Raw genomic sequence first — 18,784 nt, forward strand, 5'->3', positions numbered from 1 at the left:
TAAACTATCTCTCCTATTTTAGCTGGTCGTCTCTGGAGATACAAGTATGAAAAAAGGAGGCCAGCACGAAATTTAGACACGTTCAATTAATCCCCTATGCAATCAATTCGACCTAAAAAAATTACAGTCGAATCAAAAGTATAATTTATAGCTAAGTACCAGAATCATGATTTAGCGTTTTAAAAAGCTTGTTTATCTTTTTTATTTCAGTAGCGGACTTTTATAAAATAATTCGTAAGCCAATTAAAATAACGGTTACAACAGCGAACAGAAAGAGACTGATGGTGTCGCGCTTTGCCCAGTGGAGCTGGCGGTAGTGTGTCCGTGGTGCTGCCGGGTCATATCCCCGGGCCTCCATCGCGGTTGCCAATTCTTCCGCTCGCTTAAAGGAATCAACAAAGAGCGGAATCAAGATTGGTACCATCCGCCGGACCCGCCGGACGAGGTTACCTTCCGCAAAGTTCATCCCCCGGGAACGCTGGGCATTAGTGATTTTCCCCGTTTCCTCCATGATTGTAGGAATAAAGCGGAGCGCAATTGAGATCATCAGGGTAATCTGATTGACCGGCACCTTAACTACCCGCAATGGCTTCATATACCAAGAAAGAGCATCAGCAATCCGCAGGGTCGGCGTTGTCGCCGTTAAAACGGTGGAGGCGGTAATAATCACCATAAAGCGGAAAAAGATGATCATTGAGTTGACCAGGCCGTTATGGGTAATTGACATAATTCCCCAGTGCCAATATACCTTTCCTCCCGTGCTAAACAGGATTTGAAAAGCAACCGTGATCAATATGATCCACATTAGAGGCCGGATACCACGCCAGTAAAGTCCAAAGCCCACTTGACTGAGGACCATCGTTACTAGCAAAGCTACCGTTAGCCATGCGCTAGTCACAAACGAGTTGGCAAAGAAAACCAATACCACGTATGCCACACACAAAAAAAGCTTCGTTCGCGGGTCGAGGCGGTGAAGGAGGGAGCCGCCAGGAACGTAACTCCCGAACACAATTGCGTTATTCATCCATCACACCTCCCATTCGGCTAGCCAGATTGTCTGCCAAATCATCGAGAGTTAGGGAAAGGGGCAAAGAAAGGCCCCGGTCTTGAAGGCGTTTCCGTATCTTAATTGCCACCGGTTGAGCCAGGTGGTTATCCGCCAGTAACTGCGGGTTACTGAACAACTTTTGAGGAACAGTACTAGTTACTAGGTGGCCATGGTTCATTACCACTACTTGGTCCGCGTAAGCAGCCACCTGTTCCATCTGGTGGGTAATCAAGATGATGGTCGTTCCGGCCGCATTTAGCTTAGCGACCAACGCCAGTAACTGGTTAGTTGATTGGGCATCGAGGCCGGCCGTTGGTTCGTCCAGAATCAGGATTGACGGCTTCATCGCCAACACCCCGGCGATAGCCGCCCGCCGCATTTGCCCACCGGAGAGCATAAAAGGTGATCGCTTACCAATCTCTTCTGGTAAGCCGACATCGGCAATCGACTGTTTGACCGCTGCCTTAACCTCATCTGGAGACCATCCCAAGTTTTCCGGTCCAAAGGCAACGTCCTGAGCGACCGTTTCCGCAAAAAGCTGTTGTTCAGGAAACTGAAAGACAAAGCCGACGTGCCGACGAAGGTGGGCCAAATCTGCCTGTTTGGCTTCACTCGTCACTGTCACCGGGCCAACTCTTACTTGACCGCTTGATGGTACCAATAAACCATCAATCAGCGATACCAAGGTTGATTTCCCCGACCCGGTGTGACCGATGATTGCGGTATAACTTCCCGCGGCAATCGAAAGATTAATATCGGTAAGAGTATTAGTATCGCCTCGCTGCGAATTTGGGTAGGTAAAATTAACGTTGTTTAACTCAATTGCTGCCATAACCATTTCACCATTTCATCTTCCGTAAAGTACTGCTCGGGAACTGTGACCCCCCTAGCAACTAATAAATCACGTAGGCGCTGACCGGTCGGGATACCAACACCAAGTTTTCTTAGTAAGGCCGTTCTTTGCAGGATATCTGCTGCTGGACCATTTTCAATAACGTGGTGATCGCCCACGACCACAATTTGGTCCGCCATTTCCATTTCAACCGGGTCATGAGTAATCGAAATAATGGTCAACCCGCTATCACGCCGCAACCTACTAATAAGATCAAGAATTGTCTGCCGACCAGCAGGGTCAAGCATACTCGTAGCCTCATCAAGAATGATTATTTCGGGCTCCAATGCTAAAATTCCAGCAATCGCGACCCGCTGCTTTTGACCGCCAGACAACATTCCCGGTTCCGCGTCGGCTAACGCAGTCATTCCAACCCGTTCCAGTGACCTTTTAATAAGGGACTCCATCTTCTTTCGGGGAACTTGGAGATTTTCTAAGCCAAAGGCAATGTCATCAGCCACCGTTGCCCCCACAAACTGGTTCTCTGGGTTCTGAAAAACGATCCCTACCTGCTGGTGGAGTTTACTAAGGTTTTTTTCTATCACCGTTAGGCCGTTAACCGTGATGCTCCCCTGACTTGGGACAAGGAGACCATCTATCAAGCGAGCAATGGTGCTCTTCCCACTCCCGTTTTTCCCAATTAAAGTTGTCCACCGGTTACGGGAAATTGTCAGGTTTAATCCGTTGAGGGCGGGAGTCGTGGCTCCCGGATATGTATATGTAATATCTTTTAAAACTATTCCGTCCAAGTTACTGATCCCTTCACAGTTAGTATTTCCATTTTAGCGTGAACTACGGTAAGCAGTCAATAACGATACGTATTGAAAACAAGTGAAAGGACGTGAGCCGCGGCTTCTTGCGGTTCACGCCCTTTCTTTAGTTACGACATACTCGTTGCACTTCTTCTGCCCATGGTAAAAAAGCCTCAATATTGCTACTTTTCTGGTTGGGTAGTCGATCAAACAGGTATTTGAAATACTTATATACATTTAGTTTATTAATTTTCGCTGTTGCCACTAACGTGTAATAAATCGCATTGGCTTCAGCTCCACGAATGCTTTTCGCAAACAAGCAGTTCTTACGAACCAAGGTTGTAAAACGGATCTCTCCTTCTAGCGAGTTATTGCTTAGGGGAATTTGTCCATTTTCAAAAATCCGATATACTCTTGTCCGAAGCTTTAAGGCATTCTTGATGGCTGCACATAGCCGGCCCTGTGGTGAAGTGATACTTCCCAAGTACTGGTAAAACCTATCAAGCAACGGTTTCACATGAGTAATTCTTTGCTGCCGCTTTTCCTCTTCAGTTTGATATACTAATCCGTTTTCCTTATGGAAAACGGCCCCGAGTAGTTTTACCGCATGGAGAGCTTTCGAATACTTTAATTGCTCCTTACTCAGTAATTTAGTGATTCGAATAAACTCCCGACGAATATGAACCAAGCATGAGCCAAATCGGGCATTGGGATATAAACGATTACTGTAACCGCCATAGCCATCACACATGATAAAGCCCGGATAGTCCTGTCCGATAATATCGCCAATTACTTTCCCTGAGCGTGTATTACGATAGTGAAAAATCACCATATGATGACGACTAAATTCGCTCGTCGTCTTGGTTGCCCAAAAATAGCTGGTGTTTTTAGCTTCATCAATGACCTTAAATGGCGTTTCATCCATTTGAATTACGTTTTCACCTTGCATTAATTGGGTTAGCCGGTCATACAGTGGCCTCAAGTATGTTTGACTAACTGTAATGATATTAGTTGCGAGTTGACGACCACTAACTGGCAAACCAACGGCTTGCCAGAGCTTTACTTGTCGATGAAAGGGTAAAGCTAAGGCAAATTTATATTCAGCTACTTTAGCCAAGATACTGCTAGAAACATAGCTGTGTGGTAATAACGACTGTGGCATCTCGCTACTAATGATGATATCTTTACCATCTTCGTCACAGTCATTACACTTATAGCTTTCTTGGTATAAATTCACACAATATAACTCGGCTGGCTTCAGCCGGACTTCGCGGCTATACAAATGATTACCAATCTTTTTCATCTGTTCATGGCACTTTGGACAATTCGTATTAGTTAAATGAATCGTCTTATCCACTTGAGGTAAACCATCCAAAAAAGCGGTTCGCTGACCAGAAGCCTTGGCTTTCCGGTGACGCACCACTTGTTTTGTCTGCTTTTCAATCACTTCCGTGATTGAAACATTAGAATCTTGCAGCTGAGCTAGTTCATCATCACTAAACAGTGATTGTTGACCATCAACTACGGACTCAATTACTTCAGTTTTTTTCCCAAACATTTGGTTTTGTTGAAGCTTAATAATCGCCGTCAACTTATTAACCTGGTCCTTCAAAGCCTTGATTTGCTGCTTAAGCTCTCGATTCTCTTCTACTAAGCTCTTACTCATGGTACGTCACCTCCCTTTAACTTATTCTTCGGTAATTATATCAAAGAACAACGATTTTAAACAGAGGTAATTCAATAAAAAGTACCTGGTTGGGCAGCTTTGATTTTACGAACTGGCAACGGGTTTAATCCCTTCAGTAACCAATCCAATTGCCTGGCTGATAGTTCTTTAGCTTCGCTACTATATCTTGGCCAACTCAGGTGACCATTCTCAAAGCGCTTATAAAGGAGAATAAAGCCTTCACCGTCCCAAAGTAACCCTTTGAACCGATCATTACGTGACCCGCAAAAGAGGAACAGAGAATTATCGTATAATTCTAGTCCATAATTTTCCGCGACAACCATCGCCAGCCCATCAATTCCTTTACGTAAGTCGGTTTTCCCGCAAACCAGATAAACATGGTCTGGATCGTGCCAGTTAATGAGCATAACGGACCACAGCCTTTACAATCTCGGCCGCAAGGCTGGGATTGGTGCCCTTGAAGATTGTTAATTGGATATTTCCAGCTTTCATTTTAACGACCGGTCGCGGTAAAAATTTAGGCTTATCAAGTGTCTCCTTTTTGGTTCTGAAAACCGGTGCTACAACGTCGTGCTTTTCTTGGTTCTACAATTTTAAGTACTGATGGATTTAACATCAGTGCTTATTTTGGTTTAAATTTAAAATAAAAAACGAAAGATGGCTGACCCCCGTCTTCGTTTAAGAAAGGACCATCTTTCATGGATAATTCTATCAGAACTGCTCTCGGAATTAAAGACACTCATCTTGAACTTGATACCAATACTAAAGAAGACTCGATTGCCGATCACGGCGATTATATTGTGGTCCATCTTGTTCAATCCTACCCCATGCATTGTCCTCATTGTGGCCGGCTAATGTACAAGAATGGCATTAAAATCGTTAACTATCATGGGGCAGACCTTCATTACAAGCCGACTGTTTGGTCGATTAAAAAGCAGAAGTATATTTGCCCAGCTTCTCCTCAATGTCCACAAACAGTGACGAAATTAGCTCCGGTCGAGGATGTCCAATATCGTCACCATATCGCCACGAGTATTAAGCAACGCATTATGATGCAACTGGTTAAGAATGAATCCCAAACTGATATCGCCGATGATTTTTCTGTTTCGGGCTGGACCGTCAGGCGCGTAATTAATCACCTTGATCATGTCTTTAAGCCTAACTACCATTGGCTTCCCCGTCATATTGCCTTCGATGACTTTCATTCTGGTCGCTTTGCGCCCAGCGGAATGAGCATGATTCTCGTAAACATTGAGAACCATCGAACGCTCGATATCATTCTTTCACGCCGGAGTAGCTTTCTTCGCAATTACTTCCTGCGTTATAGTCACCGCGCTCGTTTAGCGGTTCAAACTGTTACGGTCGATCTCTATACTCCTTACCGCCGCTTGATTCAAGAGCTATTTCCGCATGCTTTAATTATCGCGGACCACTTCCATGTCGTAGCTCAAGCTTACCGTGCCCTGAACCAAACTAGGATTAAAGTAATGAACCGTGCCGGAAAAAGTTCCCGGCAATGGCGAGCTCTCAAACATTTTTGGAAACTGCTCTTAACCCCTAGTGCACTCCTCAAGTATGATAACTTTTGGCGCCGCCGCAATTTTGGTTACGCCCAGCTAACTGATATTGAGGTTATTCATCGTTTATTAGCTTTCGACGACGAGCTTAAGCAGGCCTATCAATATTACCAAGACCTGATTTTAGCAGTTAATCATCGGAGTAAGTCAGCTCTCAACCAACTATTAGCTATCAAATGGACCGCGCTTCCCCAAGCGTTTCAGAAGGTCCAACGCACTCTGCGAACCCATCGTCAAGAAATCATCGCCAGCTTCAAATATGATCATTACACGAATGGTCCCGTTGAGGGTACAAACAATAAGATTAAAGTTATCAAACGGACTGCCTATGGCTTTCGTAACTTCTTCCACTTCCGCGTTCGTATCCTGATTTCCCTGCCGAATTCTTATATCGCCATTAATTGGCATAATAAAACAGCTCATGTCCAGGGTCAGGCAAGAGCTGCTTAGAAATTATTCAATTTATCTTATCAGTACTTCTTGACGAAGAGCCCTTTTCTTCCATAAAGAAATCCTCCTGTACTGAATCTTGTGATTTTAGTATAGGAGGATTGGCTGATCGTGACTAGACGTGTCGTTATTGACTGCTTACGAACTACGCCAGTTGAACACCCATTTGCTCTAAAACAATTTAAAATAAAAAATCACTTACCACTGCAGTGCACGGGGTTTCCGCATTCGAGCTAGACTAGGGAGTTCCCACCATCGTAACGCTCTATACCATCAGTGATAGTGATTCTTTATTACGTATTTAGTTAACAATAATTAGTCAACGAATTCCAAAATAACCATTGGTGCACCGTCACCACGACGAGGCATCGTCTTCAAAATCCGTGTGTAACCACCGTTACGGTCTGCATACTTTGGAGCAAGTTCTTCAAACAGGTGTTGAAGCGCAGATTGGATACGGATGTTGTCGCCGTCTTCCTTAACATCGGCAACGACATTGCGGATAAATGCAGCTGCCTTCCGCCGGGAAGCAAGGTCGCCACGCTTAGCAAGCGTAACCATCTTGTCAGCAGTCTTACGAACTTCCTTAGCCCGTGCTTCAGTAGTAGTAATTTGACCATTAACGATTAAATCGGTAGTTAAATCACGTAATAAAGCCTTACGTTGTGAACTTGTACGTCCTAATTTACGGTAACTCATGAAGTGGTTCCCTCCTTTGCAATTGGTATCAATTAATCATCTTGACGGAATGAAACGCCGAGATCATTTAATTTCAGTTTAATTTCTTCTAATGACTTCTGTCCTAAGTTCCGAACTTTCATCATGTCTGAAACGGTACGGTCTGTCAGTTCCTTAACAGTGTTAATGCCGGCACGCTTAAGACAGTTGTAGGACCGAACAGAAAGGTCAAGTTCTTCAATTGTCATTTCAAGCGTCTTTTCTTTATGGGTTTCTTCTTTTTCAACCATCACTTGGGCATTTTGTGCCGTTTCCGTTAAGTTAACGAACATGTCCAAATGTTCAGTTAAAATCTTAGCACCCAAACTAACCGCTTCGATTGGCGTTAATGAACCATCAGTCCAAACATCCAAAGTCAGCTTATCGTAGTCGCTACGTTGACCAACCCGCGCATTTTCAACGGTGTAGTTAACACGTTCAATTGGGGTGTAGATGGAATCAATCGGCAAAACACCAATCGGAAGATCTTCCATCCGGGCCTTATTATCATTAGCTGAAAGGTAGCCACGACCTTTATCAGCTGTCATCTTAATGTGTAATTCAGCACCATCAGCGACATTTGCGATATGCAAGTCAGGGTTTAAGATAGTTACTTCACTATCTCCCTGAATGTCACTGGCGGTTACCTCAGCAGGTCCCTTAACATCCAATTCCAAATCCTTTTGATCTTCAGAATTCAGCTTAAGAGAAACCTTCTTAAGATTTAAGATAATTTGGGTTACATCTTCAGTTACACCTTTAACAGTACTGAATTCGTGCAAAACGCCATCAATTTGCATGGTGGTAATTGCAGCACCTGGTAATGAAGCAATCAGAACCCGTCTCAGTGAGTTACCGAGAGTGGTCCCATAACCGCGTTCAAGTGGTTCTACAACAAATTTGCCGTAGTTATCCGTTTCTTCAACTTTATGAATGTTTGGCTTTTCAAATTCGATCATTCTATCCCTGTACCCCTTTCAAACGTGGTTCGTATTTTTTGCGAAAAGACAAATGTGGAAAACTCGTTCTCCACCAATGCCCATTAAACACGACGACGCTTTGGAGGACGAGAACCATTATGTGGAACTGGAGTTACATCACGAATAGCAGTAACTTCCAAACCAGTTGTTTGAAGAGCACGAATTGCAGCTTCACGTCCAGAACCTGGACCCTTAACTTCAACTTCGACAGTCTTCATACCATGTTCCATTGCTTGCTTTGCAGCAGCTTCTGAGGCCATTTGAGCAGCAAATGGTGTCGACTTACGTGAACCTTTGAAGCCCAATACACCAGCTGAAGACCAAGCAACAGCGTTACCTTGAACGTCAGTGATCATGATCAAAGTGTTGTTGAATGTTGAGTGAATGTGAGCGACACCAGTTTCAACATTCTTTTTTGCACGACGCTTACGCGTACCCTTTTTGGTTGCCATATCCAGTACTAACCTCCTTTTTTATAAAATTAAATTATTTCTTCTTATTAGCGATGGTTACTGCCTTACCCTTACGAGTCCGGGCGTTGTTCTTGGTGTGTTGACCACGAACTGGTAAACCACGACGGTGACGCATGCCACGGTAAGAACCAATTTCTTGGAGCCGCTTGATATTCATGGAAACTTCACGACGTAAGTCCCCTTCAACTTCGATGTTTTCAACTTGACCACGGACCTTTTCTTCTTGGTCCGGAGTTAAGTCACGAACACGAACATCTTCTGAAACACCGGCTGCTTCCAGGATCTTCTTAGCCCGGGAATCACCAATACCGTAAATATAAGTTAAGCCGACCACGATTCGCTTGTCACGAGGTAAATCGACACCTGCAATACGAGCCATTTAGTGCACCTCCATTCTAATTAATAAAATTACTTGCCTTGACGTTGCTTGTGCTTAGGGTTAGCAGAGCAGATAACCATAACACGTCCATGACGCTTAACGATCTTGCAGTGCTCGCACATCCGCTTGACTGATGGTCTTACTTTCATTCTTAATATCCTCCTAGAGAGTTTCTAGATTAACAATTATTACTTAAACCGGAACGTAATCCGACCCTTAGTCAAATCATATGGGGACATTTCAACCTTTACTCGGTCACCAGGCAAGATCTTGATGTAGTGCATCCGGATCTTCCCAGAAACGTGAGCAAGAATCTCCGCCCCATTTTCCAGTTCAACTTTAAACATCGCATTAGGCAGGGTTTCGGTAACCTTGCCCTCAACTTCAATCACATCGGCTTTTGCCACGAAACGGTTCCTCCTTGCTTAATCAAGAAATTACGTAAAAACGGTGGGAAGCAGACCACTTCCCACTGTCAGTTAGATAAACCTTGCCTAGTTTAGCATAATCCGCTCCCTATAGCAAGGTATCCCACCTAATTAAAGGTTATTGAGCACTTTCTTGACGTCTTCATAAACCTTATCGATGTCTTGTTGACCATCGATCGTGTGCAAAACACCTTTCTTTTGGTAGTAATCTACCAGTGGTGTGTTCAACTTAATGTTAACATCCAAACGATTCTTAACCGTTTCTGGCTTATCGTCATCACGTTGGTAGAAGTCGTGGCCGCCACAAACGTCACACGTTCCTTCAACCTTCGGTGCATTGTAAATCTTGTGATACGTTGCACCACAATTGCGACAAATAAACCGACCACTTAAACGTTCTACCAATACGTCAGGTTCGACATGAATATTGATAACTGCATCTAATTGCCGGTTGCTCTCAGCCAACATCTTATCCAGGGCATCCGCCTGATTAAGGTTACGAGGAAAGCCGTCAAGCATGAAGCCCTTCTTGGTATCATCCTGAGCTAACCGTTCCTTAACGATGCCGTTAGTAACTTCGTCAGGAACAAGTTCACCCTTATCGATGTACTTTTTAGCTTCAACTCCCATTGGCGTTTTATTTTTAATTGCCGCACGGAAGATATCCCCAGTTGAGATATGAGGAATATCGAAATCTTCCACAATCTTTTGAGCTTGGGTACCTTTACCAGCACCAGGCAACCCCATTAATACAAGGTTCATACTCATTTGCCATTTCCTCCTTCTGGTTCACGAATAAATCCAATATATTCACGCTTCATTGTTAACCCGTTTAATTGACGAATTACGTCTAAGGCAATCTGGACAATAATTAGCAAGCTCGTACCACCGAGCCCGATTGACTGACTGAGGTTCCAAACGTTACTTGCAATTAATGGAATTAACGAAATCAATCCCAAGAACAGTGAACCAACCGTACTTAAACGCATTAACAAACTAGAAACAAAGTCCTGGGTCCCTCGTCCGGGACGGACACCAGAGATATAAGAACCCTGCTTCTGCAGATTTTCTGCAAGCTTTTCCGGATTAACCTGAACAAAGGCGTAGAAAAAGGTAAATACAACAATCAACAATGTGTATAATGCAATTCCGGGTCCGGACTGCATGTTGAAAACCGTTGTTAAAACTTGATACCAAGTATCACCACCATGGCTTTGCTGGAAAGCCATTAAGATTGTTTGCGGAGTCGAAATAAAGGATCCAGCAAAGATAACTGGAATAACCCCGGAAACGTTGATCTTCAATGGTAGATAACTACTCGATGGTGAGGTAGTTGTTCGACGGGTATATTGAATTGGTAAACGACGTTCCGCTTGTTGAACCCAAGTTACAAACGCCACGATGATTATTAACGCTAAAATTACTAAGGCAATAAATCCAATTCCTGACCATAGGGCCGAACCAGATTCACCAGCAATTTGATCATCCCAAAGTTGTCTGATTCCACCAGGCATCTGAGCAACAATCCCAGCAAAGATCAGCATGGAGACACCATTACCGATACCACGTTCAGTAATCATATCACCCATCCAAGTGGCAAACATTGTTCCAGCAGTCAGAATTAAACCAATTGTCAAATATGTTTGCACATTCGGGTGATTAACCAACTTAATAGTACTTAACGCATTAAAACCAGCGGTAATTCCAATTGATTGGATAAAACCAAGAACAATTGTTAACCACCGGGTTGCTTGATTAAGTTTTCGCCGCCCTACTTCACCTTGTTTACTCCATTCAACAAACCGCGGGACAATGTCCATCTGCAGTAGCTGAACAACAATTTGCGCAGTGATGTACGGGGAAACCCCCATCGCGAATAATGAATAGTTTTCCAGTCCACCACCACTGAAGGTATTGAGGATCGATGCTAACCCGGTCGAGGAAATTTCCTGCAAAGCTGCAGCATTAACTCCCGGAACAGTGATAGCCGCCCCAATTCGATAAACAATCAACACAAATAATGTAAAGAGAATCTTCTTACGAATCTCTTTAACCTTAAGGGTGTTTATGACGGCTTTGAACAAATTACATCACCTCAGTTTTACCGCCCGCAGCTTCAATAGCAGAAACTGCAGAAGCAGAAAACTTGTTAGCCTTAACAGTTAACTTCTTTTCAAGCTTACCGCTACCAAGAACCTTAACACCGCTCTTCAAGTTCTTAACAACCCCATTTTCAACAAGAACTTGTGGGGTAACTTCAGTACCGTCATCGAACTTGTTCAGAGCAGTCAAGTTAACAATAGCGTATTCCTTACGGTTAATGTTGGTAAAACCACGCTTTGGAATTTGCCGGTAGAGTGGCATTTGGCCCCCTTCAAAACCAAGACGAGTCTTGCCGTGAGCCTTTTGCCCCTTAGTACCGCGTCCAGAAGTAAAACCATGACCGGATGAAAGGCCACGACCCTTACGAAGACGCTTTGAACGAGAACCTGCAGCAGGCTTCAATTCATTTAACTTCATTTGGTAGGCACCTCCTTATTATTTAATTTTAATTACTTAACTTCTTCGATTGAAACTAAGTGTGCAACTTTGAAAATTTGACCACGTGTTGCAGCGTTGTCTGGTAGAATGTTTGAGCTACCGATCTTGCCTAAACCCAGAGCCTTAACGGTCTTACGTTGGGTAGGTTCACGGTGGGCAACACTGTGGATTAAGGTAACTTTAACTTTAGCCAAATTCATGCCCTCCTTATTCTGCCAAGTGATCTACTGAAACACCACGAAGCTTAGCAACTTCTTCGGCGCTCTTCAATTGCTTCAGGCCTTCAAATGTTGCCCGAACAACGTTAACAGGAGTGTTAGAACCGAGACGCTTGGAAGTAACATCGGCAACACCGGCGAGGTCCATAACGTTACGTACCGCACCACCGGCAGCAACCCCAGAACCTTCAACGGCTGGCTTCAACATAATCTTTCCACCGCCGTAAGTACCGATAACTTCGTGTGGAATAGTAGTACCAACGATTGGAACAGTGATCAGGCTCTTTTCAGCAGCAGCTTGGGCCTTACGAATAGCTTCAGGAACTTCTTGAGCCTTACCAGTACCAAAGCCAACGTGGCCCTTACGATCGCCGACGATAACTAATGCAGCGAAACGCATCCGACGACCACCCTTAACAACCTTAGTAATACGGTTGATGGCAACAACTTGATCGTCTAAGTCCAACTTTGCTGGATCAATGTATTCTGATGATGTCATTGCAGGTTATTCCTCCTTTTCTTTAGAATTTAAGTCCGTTTTCACGAGCAGCTTCAGCTAAAGCTTGAACACGTCCGTGGTACAGGTAACCACCACGGTCGAAAACAACATTAGTAATGTTCTTAGCAGCAGCGCGCTTAGCAATTAAAGCACCAACACCACTAGCTTGTTCAGTCTTAGTCTTACCACTTACTTCGCTGTCGTTTGTGGAGGCACTTGCGAGCGTCACACCCTTTACGTCATCAATTAATTGAGCGTAAATGTTTTTGTTTGAACGGTAAACACTTAAGCGTGGGCGCTCCGCAGTACCAGAAATCTTACCGCGAACGCGCATGTGACGGCGTTGACGGATCTTGTTCTTATCTGGTTTAGAAATCACAACAGTCACCTCTTATTAAATAGTTTGTTTTTATTATTAGACGGCTAACTAATCTACTTAACAGATTACTTACCAGTCTTACCTTCCTTACGGATGATGTGTTCGTTTTCATAACGAATACCCTTACCCTTGTATGGTTCAGGTGAACGAACGGAACGAACTTGGGCAGCAAAATCACCAAGGTGTTCCTTATTGATAGAACTTAGTTCAATGGTTGTGTTGTCAGGAACCTTGATATCAATATCATCAGGCTTGTCAATCTCAACTGGGTTAGAGTAACCAACAGTCAGGATCAGCTTTTGACCCTTAAATTGAGCACGGTAACCAACACCGACCAACTTAAGAACCTTCTTGTAACCATTAACAACACCTTCAACCATGTTGTTAATGTTAGCCCGGGTGGTACCGTGAATCATCTTCAACTTGTTAGTATCTTCATCACGGTCAAACTTAACAACGTTGTCAGCGACAGTCATCTTAATCAAAGGTGAGATTTCGCGAGACAAAGTACCCTTTGGACCCTTAACAGTTACGACGTTACCATCTTGGGAAACTTCAACGCCCTTTGGTAAGTCAATTTCCTTGTAACCAATACGACTCATGCGTGCACCTCCTAACTATATATAATTTATTACCAAACGTAAGCGATAACTTCGCCACCAATGTTCTTGGCACGAGCTACCTTGTCAGTTACAACGCCTTCAGATGTTGAGATAATCGCAATACCTAATCCGTTAAGAACCTTTGGCACAGCATCAGCCTTGACATAGGTCCGCAGCCCTGGCTTGGAAATACGCTTTAAGCCGGAAATAACCCGTTGACCATCTTTGCCGTATTTCAAGAACACACGGATGATGCCTTGCTTGTTATCGTCAACATATTCAACATCGCGAATGAAACCTTCGTTCTTCAAGATTTCGGCGATGTCCTTCTTCATCTTTGATGCAGGAGCCTCAACTGATTCGTGTTGCGCCATGTTGGCATTACGAATCCGTGTTAAGAAATCTGCAATTGGATCACTCATAGACATCGATGTTTTCCTCCTTTTGTCGGTGATTTGTTTACCAGCTAGCCTTCTTTAAACCAGGAATTTGTCCCTTGTGGGCAAGTTCACGTAAGCAAATCCGGCATAGGTGGAATTTACGGTAAACTGAGTGCGGACGTCCACAACGTGCACAACGCGTGTATTCACGACTTGAGAACTTAGCTGGACGGTTGCACTTAGCAATCATTGATTTTTTAGCCAATTTGTGGAACCTCCTTTATTTAGCAAATGGCATGCCGAGTTTGGCAAGTAATTCATGTGATTCTTCATCACTTTCAGCAGTAGTAACGATAACTACGTCTAAGCCCCGGACACGGTTAACCTTATCGTAATCAATTTCTGGGAAAATTAATTGTTCACGAATGCCGAGAGTGTAGTTACCACGACCATCGAAGGCCTTGTTGCTTACACCGTGGAAGTCACGAACCCGTGGCAGAGCCACGTTGATCAACTTATCCAAGAAATCATACATCCGTTCACCACGTAAGGTTACCTTAGCACCAATTGGCATTCCTTCACGAAGACGGAAACCGGCGATTGACTTCTTAGCCTTAGTAATTAGAGGCTTTTGACCGGCGATCAGGCCAAGTTCTTCAACGGCTTCATCCAAGTTCTTGGAATTAGTGGTAGCGTCACCAACACCCATGTTCAAGACAATCTTGTCAACCTTTGGTGCTTGCATTACTGAAGAGTAGTTAAACTTTTCAATCAAAGCGGGACGAATTTCGCTTTCGTATTTAGCTTTTAAACGGTTTTCCATTGGTAGTTATTCCTCCTTTCCTCAATTAGTCAAGAGTCTTGCCAGACTTCTTAGCAAAACGAACCTTCTTGCCATCAACGAACTTGAAACCAACACGGGTTGGTTCGTTGGTAGAAGGATCAATCAGCATAACGTTTGAAGCACTAATAGCAGCTTCCGTATCGATAACGCCACCATTTGGATTAGCGTTACTTGGCTTTTGGTGTTTCTTTACCTTGTTAATGCCTTCAACGATAACACGGTTTTGGGCAGCGAAAATCTTCTTAACGTTACCTTCCTTACCCTTGTCCTTACCGGCGATAACGCGAACTTTGTCACCTGTTTTAATGAACATGTTGATTGTGCACCTCCTTATTTTTGGTTAAATCTTACAGAACTTCTGGAGCCAGAGAAACGATCTTCATGAAGTCATCGCCACGAAGTTCACGAGCGATTGGTCCAAAAATACGGGTACCCTTAGGGCTCTTATCGTTGTTGATCAGAACAGCGGCGTTTTCATCAAACTTAATGTAAGAGCCGTCCTTACGGTGCAGACCATGCTTAGTCCGTACTACGACCGCCTTAACAACGTCACCTTTCTTAACAACGCCACCTGGTGTTGCCTGCTTTACAGTAGCAACAATAATGTCACCAATATTACCAGTCTTAACCCGGGAACCACCCAAGATCTTGATAACAAGGATTTCACGGGCACCAGAGTTATCAGCGACCTTCAACCGACTTTCCTGTTGAATCACGGTTAATGTCCTCCTTCCATTTACAAATAAGAATTAGAATACGAATTTTAGAGTTATCTGCTAATTAAAGGGTAGCAGCCTTTTCGACAATCTTTACAAGACGGAAACGCTTCTTAGCTGACAGTGGCCGAGTTTCCATGATTTGTACAGTGTCGCCGGTCTTTGCTTCGTTGTTTTCATCGTGGGCGTAGTACTTCTTTGAGTACTTAACACGCTTGCCGTAGATTGGGGCACTCTTGTAAGTGTCAATCACAACAGTGATGGTCTTGTCCATCTTGTCAGAAACAACGCGGCCTTGATAAACCTTACGTGCATTACGTTCTTCACTCATGCGCTAATCCTCCTTTTCGTATTCTTATTTGTTTAATTCTTGTTGACGAAGAACTGTCTTAACCCGTGCAATGTCCTTACGTACTTGCTTCAGACTTGCAGTGTTTTCCAATTGACCAGTAGCTAATTGGAAACGTAAGTTAAACAATTGTTCCTTCAATTCCTTTTCACGGTCAAGTAGCTTGTCAGTGGTTAATCCATTCAGTTCTTGTACGTAATCTTTACTTTTCATTAGATTGTCCACCTACTTCCTCACGTTGTACGATCTTAGTGCGAACTGGCAACTTGTGACCGGCAAGACGTAAAGCTTCGCGAGCGACTTCTTCAGAAACGCCCCCTACTTCGAACATTACCTTGCCGCGCTTAACTGGTGCAACCCATCCTTCAGGAGCACCCTTACCATTACCCATCCGGACACCAACACCTTTGCTGGTGTAAGAAAGTTGAGGGAAGATCTTAATCCAAACCTTCCCGCCACGCTTCATGTAACGGGTAATTGCGATACGGGCAGCTTCGATTTGCCGGTTACTGATCCAGTGAGAATCAAGTGCTTGCAGACCGAAATCACCAAAGGCAACAGTCTTACCACCCTTAGCTTCACCACGCATGTGGCCACGTTGAACCTTACGGTGCTTTACTCGCTTTGGTACTAGCATGTTTTACTTCCCTCCTTCTTCATCATCGTTAGCGGTCTTCTTGGCAGGAAGAACTTCACCACGATAGATCCAAGTCTTAACACCCAGAACACCGTAAGTAGTATGTGCTTCATCCCAAGAATAATCAATATCAGCACGAAGAGTGTGCAAAGGAACAGTACCATCAGAGTATGATTCAACCCTTGACATGTCAGCACCATTCAAACGACCAGCAACCTGGGTCTTAACACCCTTTGCACCAGCACGCATTGCACGTTGCATAGCTCCACGCATTGCACGACGGAAAGCAATACGAGCTTCTAGTTGACGAGCAATGCTTTCACCAACAAGGTGAGCATCCAAGTCTGGCTTCTTGATTTCCACAATATTGATGTGAACACGCTTGCCAGTTAACTTGTTTAATTCCTTACGAAGTGCTTCAACTTCTGAACCACCTTTACCAATTACCATTCCTGGCTTGGCAGTGTGAATTGAAACGTTGACGCGGTTTGCGGCACGTTCAATTTCAACGGTTGATACAGAGGCATCAGCAAGTCGCTTTTCAAAGTACTTACGGATCCGAAGGTCTTCGTTCAGGTAGTTAGCAAAGTCCTTATCAGCGTACCACTTTGCAGTCCAATCACGAATGACTCCAACACGAAAACCATTAGGATTGATCTTTTGACCCACTATTCATTCCTCCTATCGTTCTGTAACAACCACTGTAATGTGACTAGTCCGCTTGTTAATTGGCGAAGCAGAACCCTTTGCACGTGGACGGAACCGCTTCAGGGTTGGTCCTTCGTTTGCATAGGCTTCACTTACAACCAAAGAAGCACGATCTAAATCAAAGTTGTTTTCAGCGTTTGCAACAGCAGAACTTAATACTTTTTGAACGTCTGAAGCGGCACCACGGTTGGTGAACTTCAGAATAGCAAATGCTTCAGCAACGCTCTTGCCGCGAATTGCGTCTAAAACAAGACGAACCTTACGTGCAGGCACGCGAACCATTTTAGCGGTTGCCTTAGCTGATGTAATGTTTTCAGCCATTTATTAATTCACCCTCCTTACTTAGTAGTAGTACCAGTCTTCTTGTCATCAGTTGCGTGACCGTGGAAAGTACGAGTTGGGACAAATTCACCCAACTTGTGACCTACCATGTCTTCTTGTACGTAAACTGGTACGTGCTTCCGACCATTGTAAACTGCAAAGGTGTAACCAATGAAGCTTGGGAAAATGGTTGAACGACGTGACCAGGTCTTGATGACTGTCTTCTTTTCAGAACCTTCTTGAGCCTTAACCTTCTTCAGTAATGAAGCATCAGCGAAAGGTCCCTTCTTCAAACTACGAGCCATTTAGTGTACCTCCTCTCGGGTATTAGACGTAAATTATTAACGAGTATGTGGACCGCGCTTCCGACCACGAACAATGAACTTGTTTGAACGAGCCCTGTGTGAACGGGTCTTCTTACCAACAGTCTTCTTACCCCATGGAGACAGAGGAGATGGTAAACCAACTGGTTGCTTACCTTCACCACCACCATGTGGGTGATCATTAGGGTTCATTACAGAACCACGAACATGTGGACGCTGACCAGCGTAACGGGTCCGACCAGCCTTACCCTTGATTAAGAGGGCGTGTTCGTCGTTACCAACAGTACCGATGGTTGCCCGGCAAGTTGCCAGAACCATCCGTACTTCACCAGATGAAAGGCGTACCAGAACGTACTTTTCATCCTTACCAAGTAATTGAGCAGAGGCACCTGCTGAACGAGCAAGTTGACCACCCTTACCTGGCTTTAATTCAATGTTGTGGATAATAGTACCAACTGGAATATTCTTCAATGGAAGAGCGTTACCAACTTTGATATCTGCATCTGGACCAGATTGAACAGTCATGCCAACCTTCAAGCCCTTTGGAGCGATGATGTATGACTTAGTACCATCAGCGTAACCAAGCAAAGCAATGTTGGCAGTCCGGTTTGGATCATATTCGATAGCCTTAACGGTTGCAGGAACATCATCCTTGATCCGCTTGAAGTCAATGATCCGGTATTGACGCTTAACACCACCACCACGGTGACGAACAGTAATGTGACCATAACTGTTCCGGCCGGCTGTGTGCTTTAATGGAGCCAATAATGACTTTTCCGGTGTGTTCTTCGTAATATCAGCGAAGTCATAACCGTTCATGTTCCGGCGACCGTTAGTGGTAGGTTTGTACTTACGAATTCCCACTATGTTTTCCTCCTTTTTTT

At 44.2% G+C, this 18,784-nt stretch carries 31 protein-coding genes; 1 reads left to right on the forward strand and 30 read right to left on the reverse strand.

Going from position 1 to position 18,784, the window contains the following annotated elements; translation table 11 throughout:
- Nucleotides 1–220 precede the first annotated feature (220 nt).
- The 5 genes from KZE55_RS07590 to tnpB form a co-directional block, all read right to left on the reverse strand.
- Nucleotides 221–1,024: an energy-coupling factor transporter transmembrane component T family protein gene (locus tag KZE55_RS07590; protein WP_222258008.1), complete on the reverse strand. Its 804-nt coding sequence runs from the start codon at nt 1,022–1,024 to the stop codon at nt 221–223.
- Nucleotides 1,017–1,886, reverse strand: a complete 870-nt coding sequence (locus KZE55_RS07595) for an energy-coupling factor transporter ATPase (RefSeq protein ID WP_222258009.1) — start codon at nt 1,884–1,886, stop codon at nt 1,017–1,019. The genes KZE55_RS07590 and KZE55_RS07595 overlap by 8 nt, the downstream gene beginning before the upstream one ends.
- The gene (locus tag KZE55_RS07600) at nt 1,862–2,689 is read right to left on the reverse strand and encodes an energy-coupling factor transporter ATPase (protein WP_222258010.1); all 828 of its coding nucleotides are present in this window, start codon (nt 2,687–2,689) and stop codon (nt 1,862–1,864) included. Before KZE55_RS07600 ends, KZE55_RS07595 begins: the two co-directional genes overlap by 25 nt.
- Before the next feature lie 127 nt (nt 2,690–2,816).
- Nucleotides 2,817–4,358, reverse strand: a complete 1,542-nt coding sequence (tnpC, locus tag KZE55_RS07605) for an IS66 family transposase (RefSeq protein ID WP_222258011.1) — start codon at nt 4,356–4,358, stop codon at nt 2,817–2,819.
- A gap of 71 nt (nt 4,359–4,429) precedes the next feature.
- Nucleotides 4,430–4,786 carry an IS66 family insertion sequence element accessory protein TnpB gene (gene tnpB, locus KZE55_RS07610; protein ID WP_222258012.1) on the reverse strand — a complete coding sequence of 119 codons (357 nt, stop codon included), beginning with the start codon at nt 4,784–4,786 and terminating at the stop codon, nt 4,430–4,432.
- Between the two features lie 291 nt (nt 4,787–5,077).
- Between tnpB and KZE55_RS07615 the strand changes: the two genes are divergently transcribed.
- A complete protein-coding gene (locus tag KZE55_RS07615; RefSeq protein WP_222258013.1) occupies nt 5,078–6,406 on the forward strand; it encodes an ISL3 family transposase in 1,329 nt (442 codons plus the stop codon).
- 315 nt (nt 6,407–6,721) lie between these two features.
- Here KZE55_RS07615 and rplQ read toward each other — a convergent pair whose 3' ends face one another.
- From rplQ to rplB, 25 genes are all read right to left on the reverse strand, one after another.
- The gene (rplQ, locus tag KZE55_RS07620) at nt 6,722–7,105 is read right to left on the reverse strand and encodes a 50S ribosomal protein L17 (protein ID WP_047767379.1); all 384 of its coding nucleotides are present in this window, start codon (nt 7,103–7,105) and stop codon (nt 6,722–6,724) included.
- A gap of 32 nt (nt 7,106–7,137) precedes the next feature.
- On the reverse strand, nt 7,138–8,082 hold the full coding sequence (locus tag KZE55_RS07625; protein ID WP_222258014.1) for a DNA-directed RNA polymerase subunit alpha: 945 nt from the start codon (nt 8,080–8,082) through the stop codon (nt 7,138–7,140).
- 83 nt (nt 8,083–8,165) lie between these two features.
- A complete protein-coding gene (gene rpsK, locus KZE55_RS07630) occupies nt 8,166–8,555 on the reverse strand; it encodes a 30S ribosomal protein S11 (protein ID WP_047767375.1) in 390 nt (129 codons plus the stop codon).
- Between the two features lie 34 nt (nt 8,556–8,589).
- On the reverse strand, nt 8,590–8,955 hold the full coding sequence (gene rpsM / locus KZE55_RS07635; protein ID WP_222258015.1) for a 30S ribosomal protein S13: 366 nt from the start codon (nt 8,953–8,955) through the stop codon (nt 8,590–8,592).
- A 29-nt stretch (nt 8,956–8,984) separates the two neighbouring features.
- Entirely contained in the window at nt 8,985–9,104 is a 120-nt protein-coding gene (rpmJ, locus tag KZE55_RS07640; protein WP_003714521.1) for a 50S ribosomal protein L36, read from the reverse strand.
- Between the two features lie 39 nt (nt 9,105–9,143).
- Nucleotides 9,144–9,362 carry a translation initiation factor IF-1 gene (gene infA, locus KZE55_RS07645; protein ID WP_003664537.1) on the reverse strand — a complete coding sequence of 73 codons (219 nt, stop codon included), beginning with the start codon at nt 9,360–9,362 and terminating at the stop codon, nt 9,144–9,146.
- A gap of 132 nt (nt 9,363–9,494) precedes the next feature.
- Nucleotides 9,495–10,145 carry an adenylate kinase gene (locus tag KZE55_RS07650; protein WP_315853402.1) on the reverse strand — a complete coding sequence of 217 codons (651 nt, stop codon included), beginning with the start codon at nt 10,143–10,145 and terminating at the stop codon, nt 9,495–9,497.
- A 2-nt stretch (nt 10,146–10,147) separates the two neighbouring features.
- On the reverse strand, nt 10,148–11,467 hold the full coding sequence (secY, locus tag KZE55_RS07655; RefSeq protein ID WP_222258016.1) for a preprotein translocase subunit SecY: 1,320 nt from the start codon (nt 11,465–11,467) through the stop codon (nt 10,148–10,150).
- 1 nt (nt 11,468) lies between these two features.
- Nucleotides 11,469–11,903, reverse strand: a complete 435-nt coding sequence (gene rplO, locus KZE55_RS07660) for a 50S ribosomal protein L15 (protein WP_222258017.1) — start codon at nt 11,901–11,903, stop codon at nt 11,469–11,471.
- Nucleotides 11,904–11,935: 32 nt separating this feature from the next.
- Nucleotides 11,936–12,118 (reverse strand): 50S ribosomal protein L30, encoded by a 183-nt coding sequence (gene rpmD / locus KZE55_RS07665; protein ID WP_047767366.1) that lies wholly within the window; start codon nt 12,116–12,118, stop codon nt 11,936–11,938.
- Nucleotides 12,119–12,131: 13 nt separating this feature from the next.
- Entirely contained in the window at nt 12,132–12,641 is a 510-nt protein-coding gene (gene rpsE, locus KZE55_RS07670) for a 30S ribosomal protein S5 (RefSeq protein WP_047767365.1), read from the reverse strand.
- A 22-nt stretch (nt 12,642–12,663) separates the two neighbouring features.
- Nucleotides 12,664–13,029 (reverse strand): 50S ribosomal protein L18, encoded by a 366-nt coding sequence (gene rplR, locus KZE55_RS07675; protein WP_047767363.1) that lies wholly within the window; start codon nt 13,027–13,029, stop codon nt 12,664–12,666.
- A gap of 56 nt (nt 13,030–13,085) precedes the next feature.
- Nucleotides 13,086–13,622 carry a 50S ribosomal protein L6 gene (gene rplF, locus KZE55_RS07680; RefSeq protein WP_222258018.1) on the reverse strand — a complete coding sequence of 179 codons (537 nt, stop codon included), beginning with the start codon at nt 13,620–13,622 and terminating at the stop codon, nt 13,086–13,088.
- Between the two features lie 29 nt (nt 13,623–13,651).
- Nucleotides 13,652–14,050 (reverse strand): 30S ribosomal protein S8, encoded by a 399-nt coding sequence (gene rpsH / locus KZE55_RS07685; protein ID WP_222258019.1) that lies wholly within the window; start codon nt 14,048–14,050, stop codon nt 13,652–13,654.
- A 31-nt stretch (nt 14,051–14,081) separates the two neighbouring features.
- The gene (locus tag KZE55_RS07690) at nt 14,082–14,267 is read right to left on the reverse strand and encodes a type Z 30S ribosomal protein S14 (protein WP_003664547.1); all 186 of its coding nucleotides are present in this window, start codon (nt 14,265–14,267) and stop codon (nt 14,082–14,084) included.
- A gap of 15 nt (nt 14,268–14,282) precedes the next feature.
- Nucleotides 14,283–14,825 (reverse strand): 50S ribosomal protein L5, encoded by a 543-nt coding sequence (gene rplE / locus KZE55_RS07695; protein ID WP_222258020.1) that lies wholly within the window; start codon nt 14,823–14,825, stop codon nt 14,283–14,285.
- A 25-nt stretch (nt 14,826–14,850) separates the two neighbouring features.
- Nucleotides 14,851–15,159 carry a 50S ribosomal protein L24 gene (gene rplX, locus KZE55_RS07700; RefSeq protein ID WP_222258021.1) on the reverse strand — a complete coding sequence of 103 codons (309 nt, stop codon included), beginning with the start codon at nt 15,157–15,159 and terminating at the stop codon, nt 14,851–14,853.
- Between the two features lie 34 nt (nt 15,160–15,193).
- The gene (gene rplN / locus KZE55_RS07705) at nt 15,194–15,562 is read right to left on the reverse strand and encodes a 50S ribosomal protein L14 (protein ID WP_003714461.1); all 369 of its coding nucleotides are present in this window, start codon (nt 15,560–15,562) and stop codon (nt 15,194–15,196) included.
- Between the two features lie 64 nt (nt 15,563–15,626).
- Complete coding sequence (gene rpsQ / locus KZE55_RS07710; RefSeq protein ID WP_003716661.1) at nt 15,627–15,893, reverse strand: 30S ribosomal protein S17; 267 nt, start codon at nt 15,891–15,893, stop codon at nt 15,627–15,629.
- A gap of 24 nt (nt 15,894–15,917) precedes the next feature.
- The gene (gene rpmC, locus KZE55_RS07715) at nt 15,918–16,124 is read right to left on the reverse strand and encodes a 50S ribosomal protein L29 (RefSeq protein ID WP_003664552.1); all 207 of its coding nucleotides are present in this window, start codon (nt 16,122–16,124) and stop codon (nt 15,918–15,920) included.
- Nucleotides 16,114–16,548, reverse strand: coding sequence for a 50S ribosomal protein L16 (gene rplP / locus KZE55_RS07720; RefSeq protein WP_047767349.1), 435 nt, complete (start codon nt 16,546–16,548; stop codon nt 16,114–16,116). Before rplP ends, rpmC begins: the two co-directional genes overlap by 11 nt.
- Nucleotides 16,549–16,551: 3 nt before the next feature.
- The gene (gene rpsC / locus KZE55_RS07725) at nt 16,552–17,217 is read right to left on the reverse strand and encodes a 30S ribosomal protein S3 (protein ID WP_047767348.1); all 666 of its coding nucleotides are present in this window, start codon (nt 17,215–17,217) and stop codon (nt 16,552–16,554) included.
- Nucleotides 17,218–17,229: 12 nt separating this feature from the next.
- Entirely contained in the window at nt 17,230–17,577 is a 348-nt protein-coding gene (gene rplV, locus KZE55_RS07730) for a 50S ribosomal protein L22 (RefSeq protein WP_222258022.1), read from the reverse strand.
- A 17-nt stretch (nt 17,578–17,594) separates the two neighbouring features.
- On the reverse strand, nt 17,595–17,882 hold the full coding sequence (rpsS, locus tag KZE55_RS07735; protein ID WP_222258023.1) for a 30S ribosomal protein S19: 288 nt from the start codon (nt 17,880–17,882) through the stop codon (nt 17,595–17,597).
- Between the two features lie 36 nt (nt 17,883–17,918).
- Nucleotides 17,919–18,764 (reverse strand): 50S ribosomal protein L2, encoded by an 846-nt coding sequence (gene rplB, locus KZE55_RS07740; RefSeq protein WP_047767344.1) that lies wholly within the window; start codon nt 18,762–18,764, stop codon nt 17,919–17,921.
- Nucleotides 18,765–18,784 lie beyond the last annotated feature (20 nt).

This window comes from Limosilactobacillus panis (assembly GCF_019797825.1).
Classification (GTDB): domain Bacteria; phylum Bacillota; class Bacilli; order Lactobacillales; family Lactobacillaceae; genus Limosilactobacillus; species Limosilactobacillus panis_A.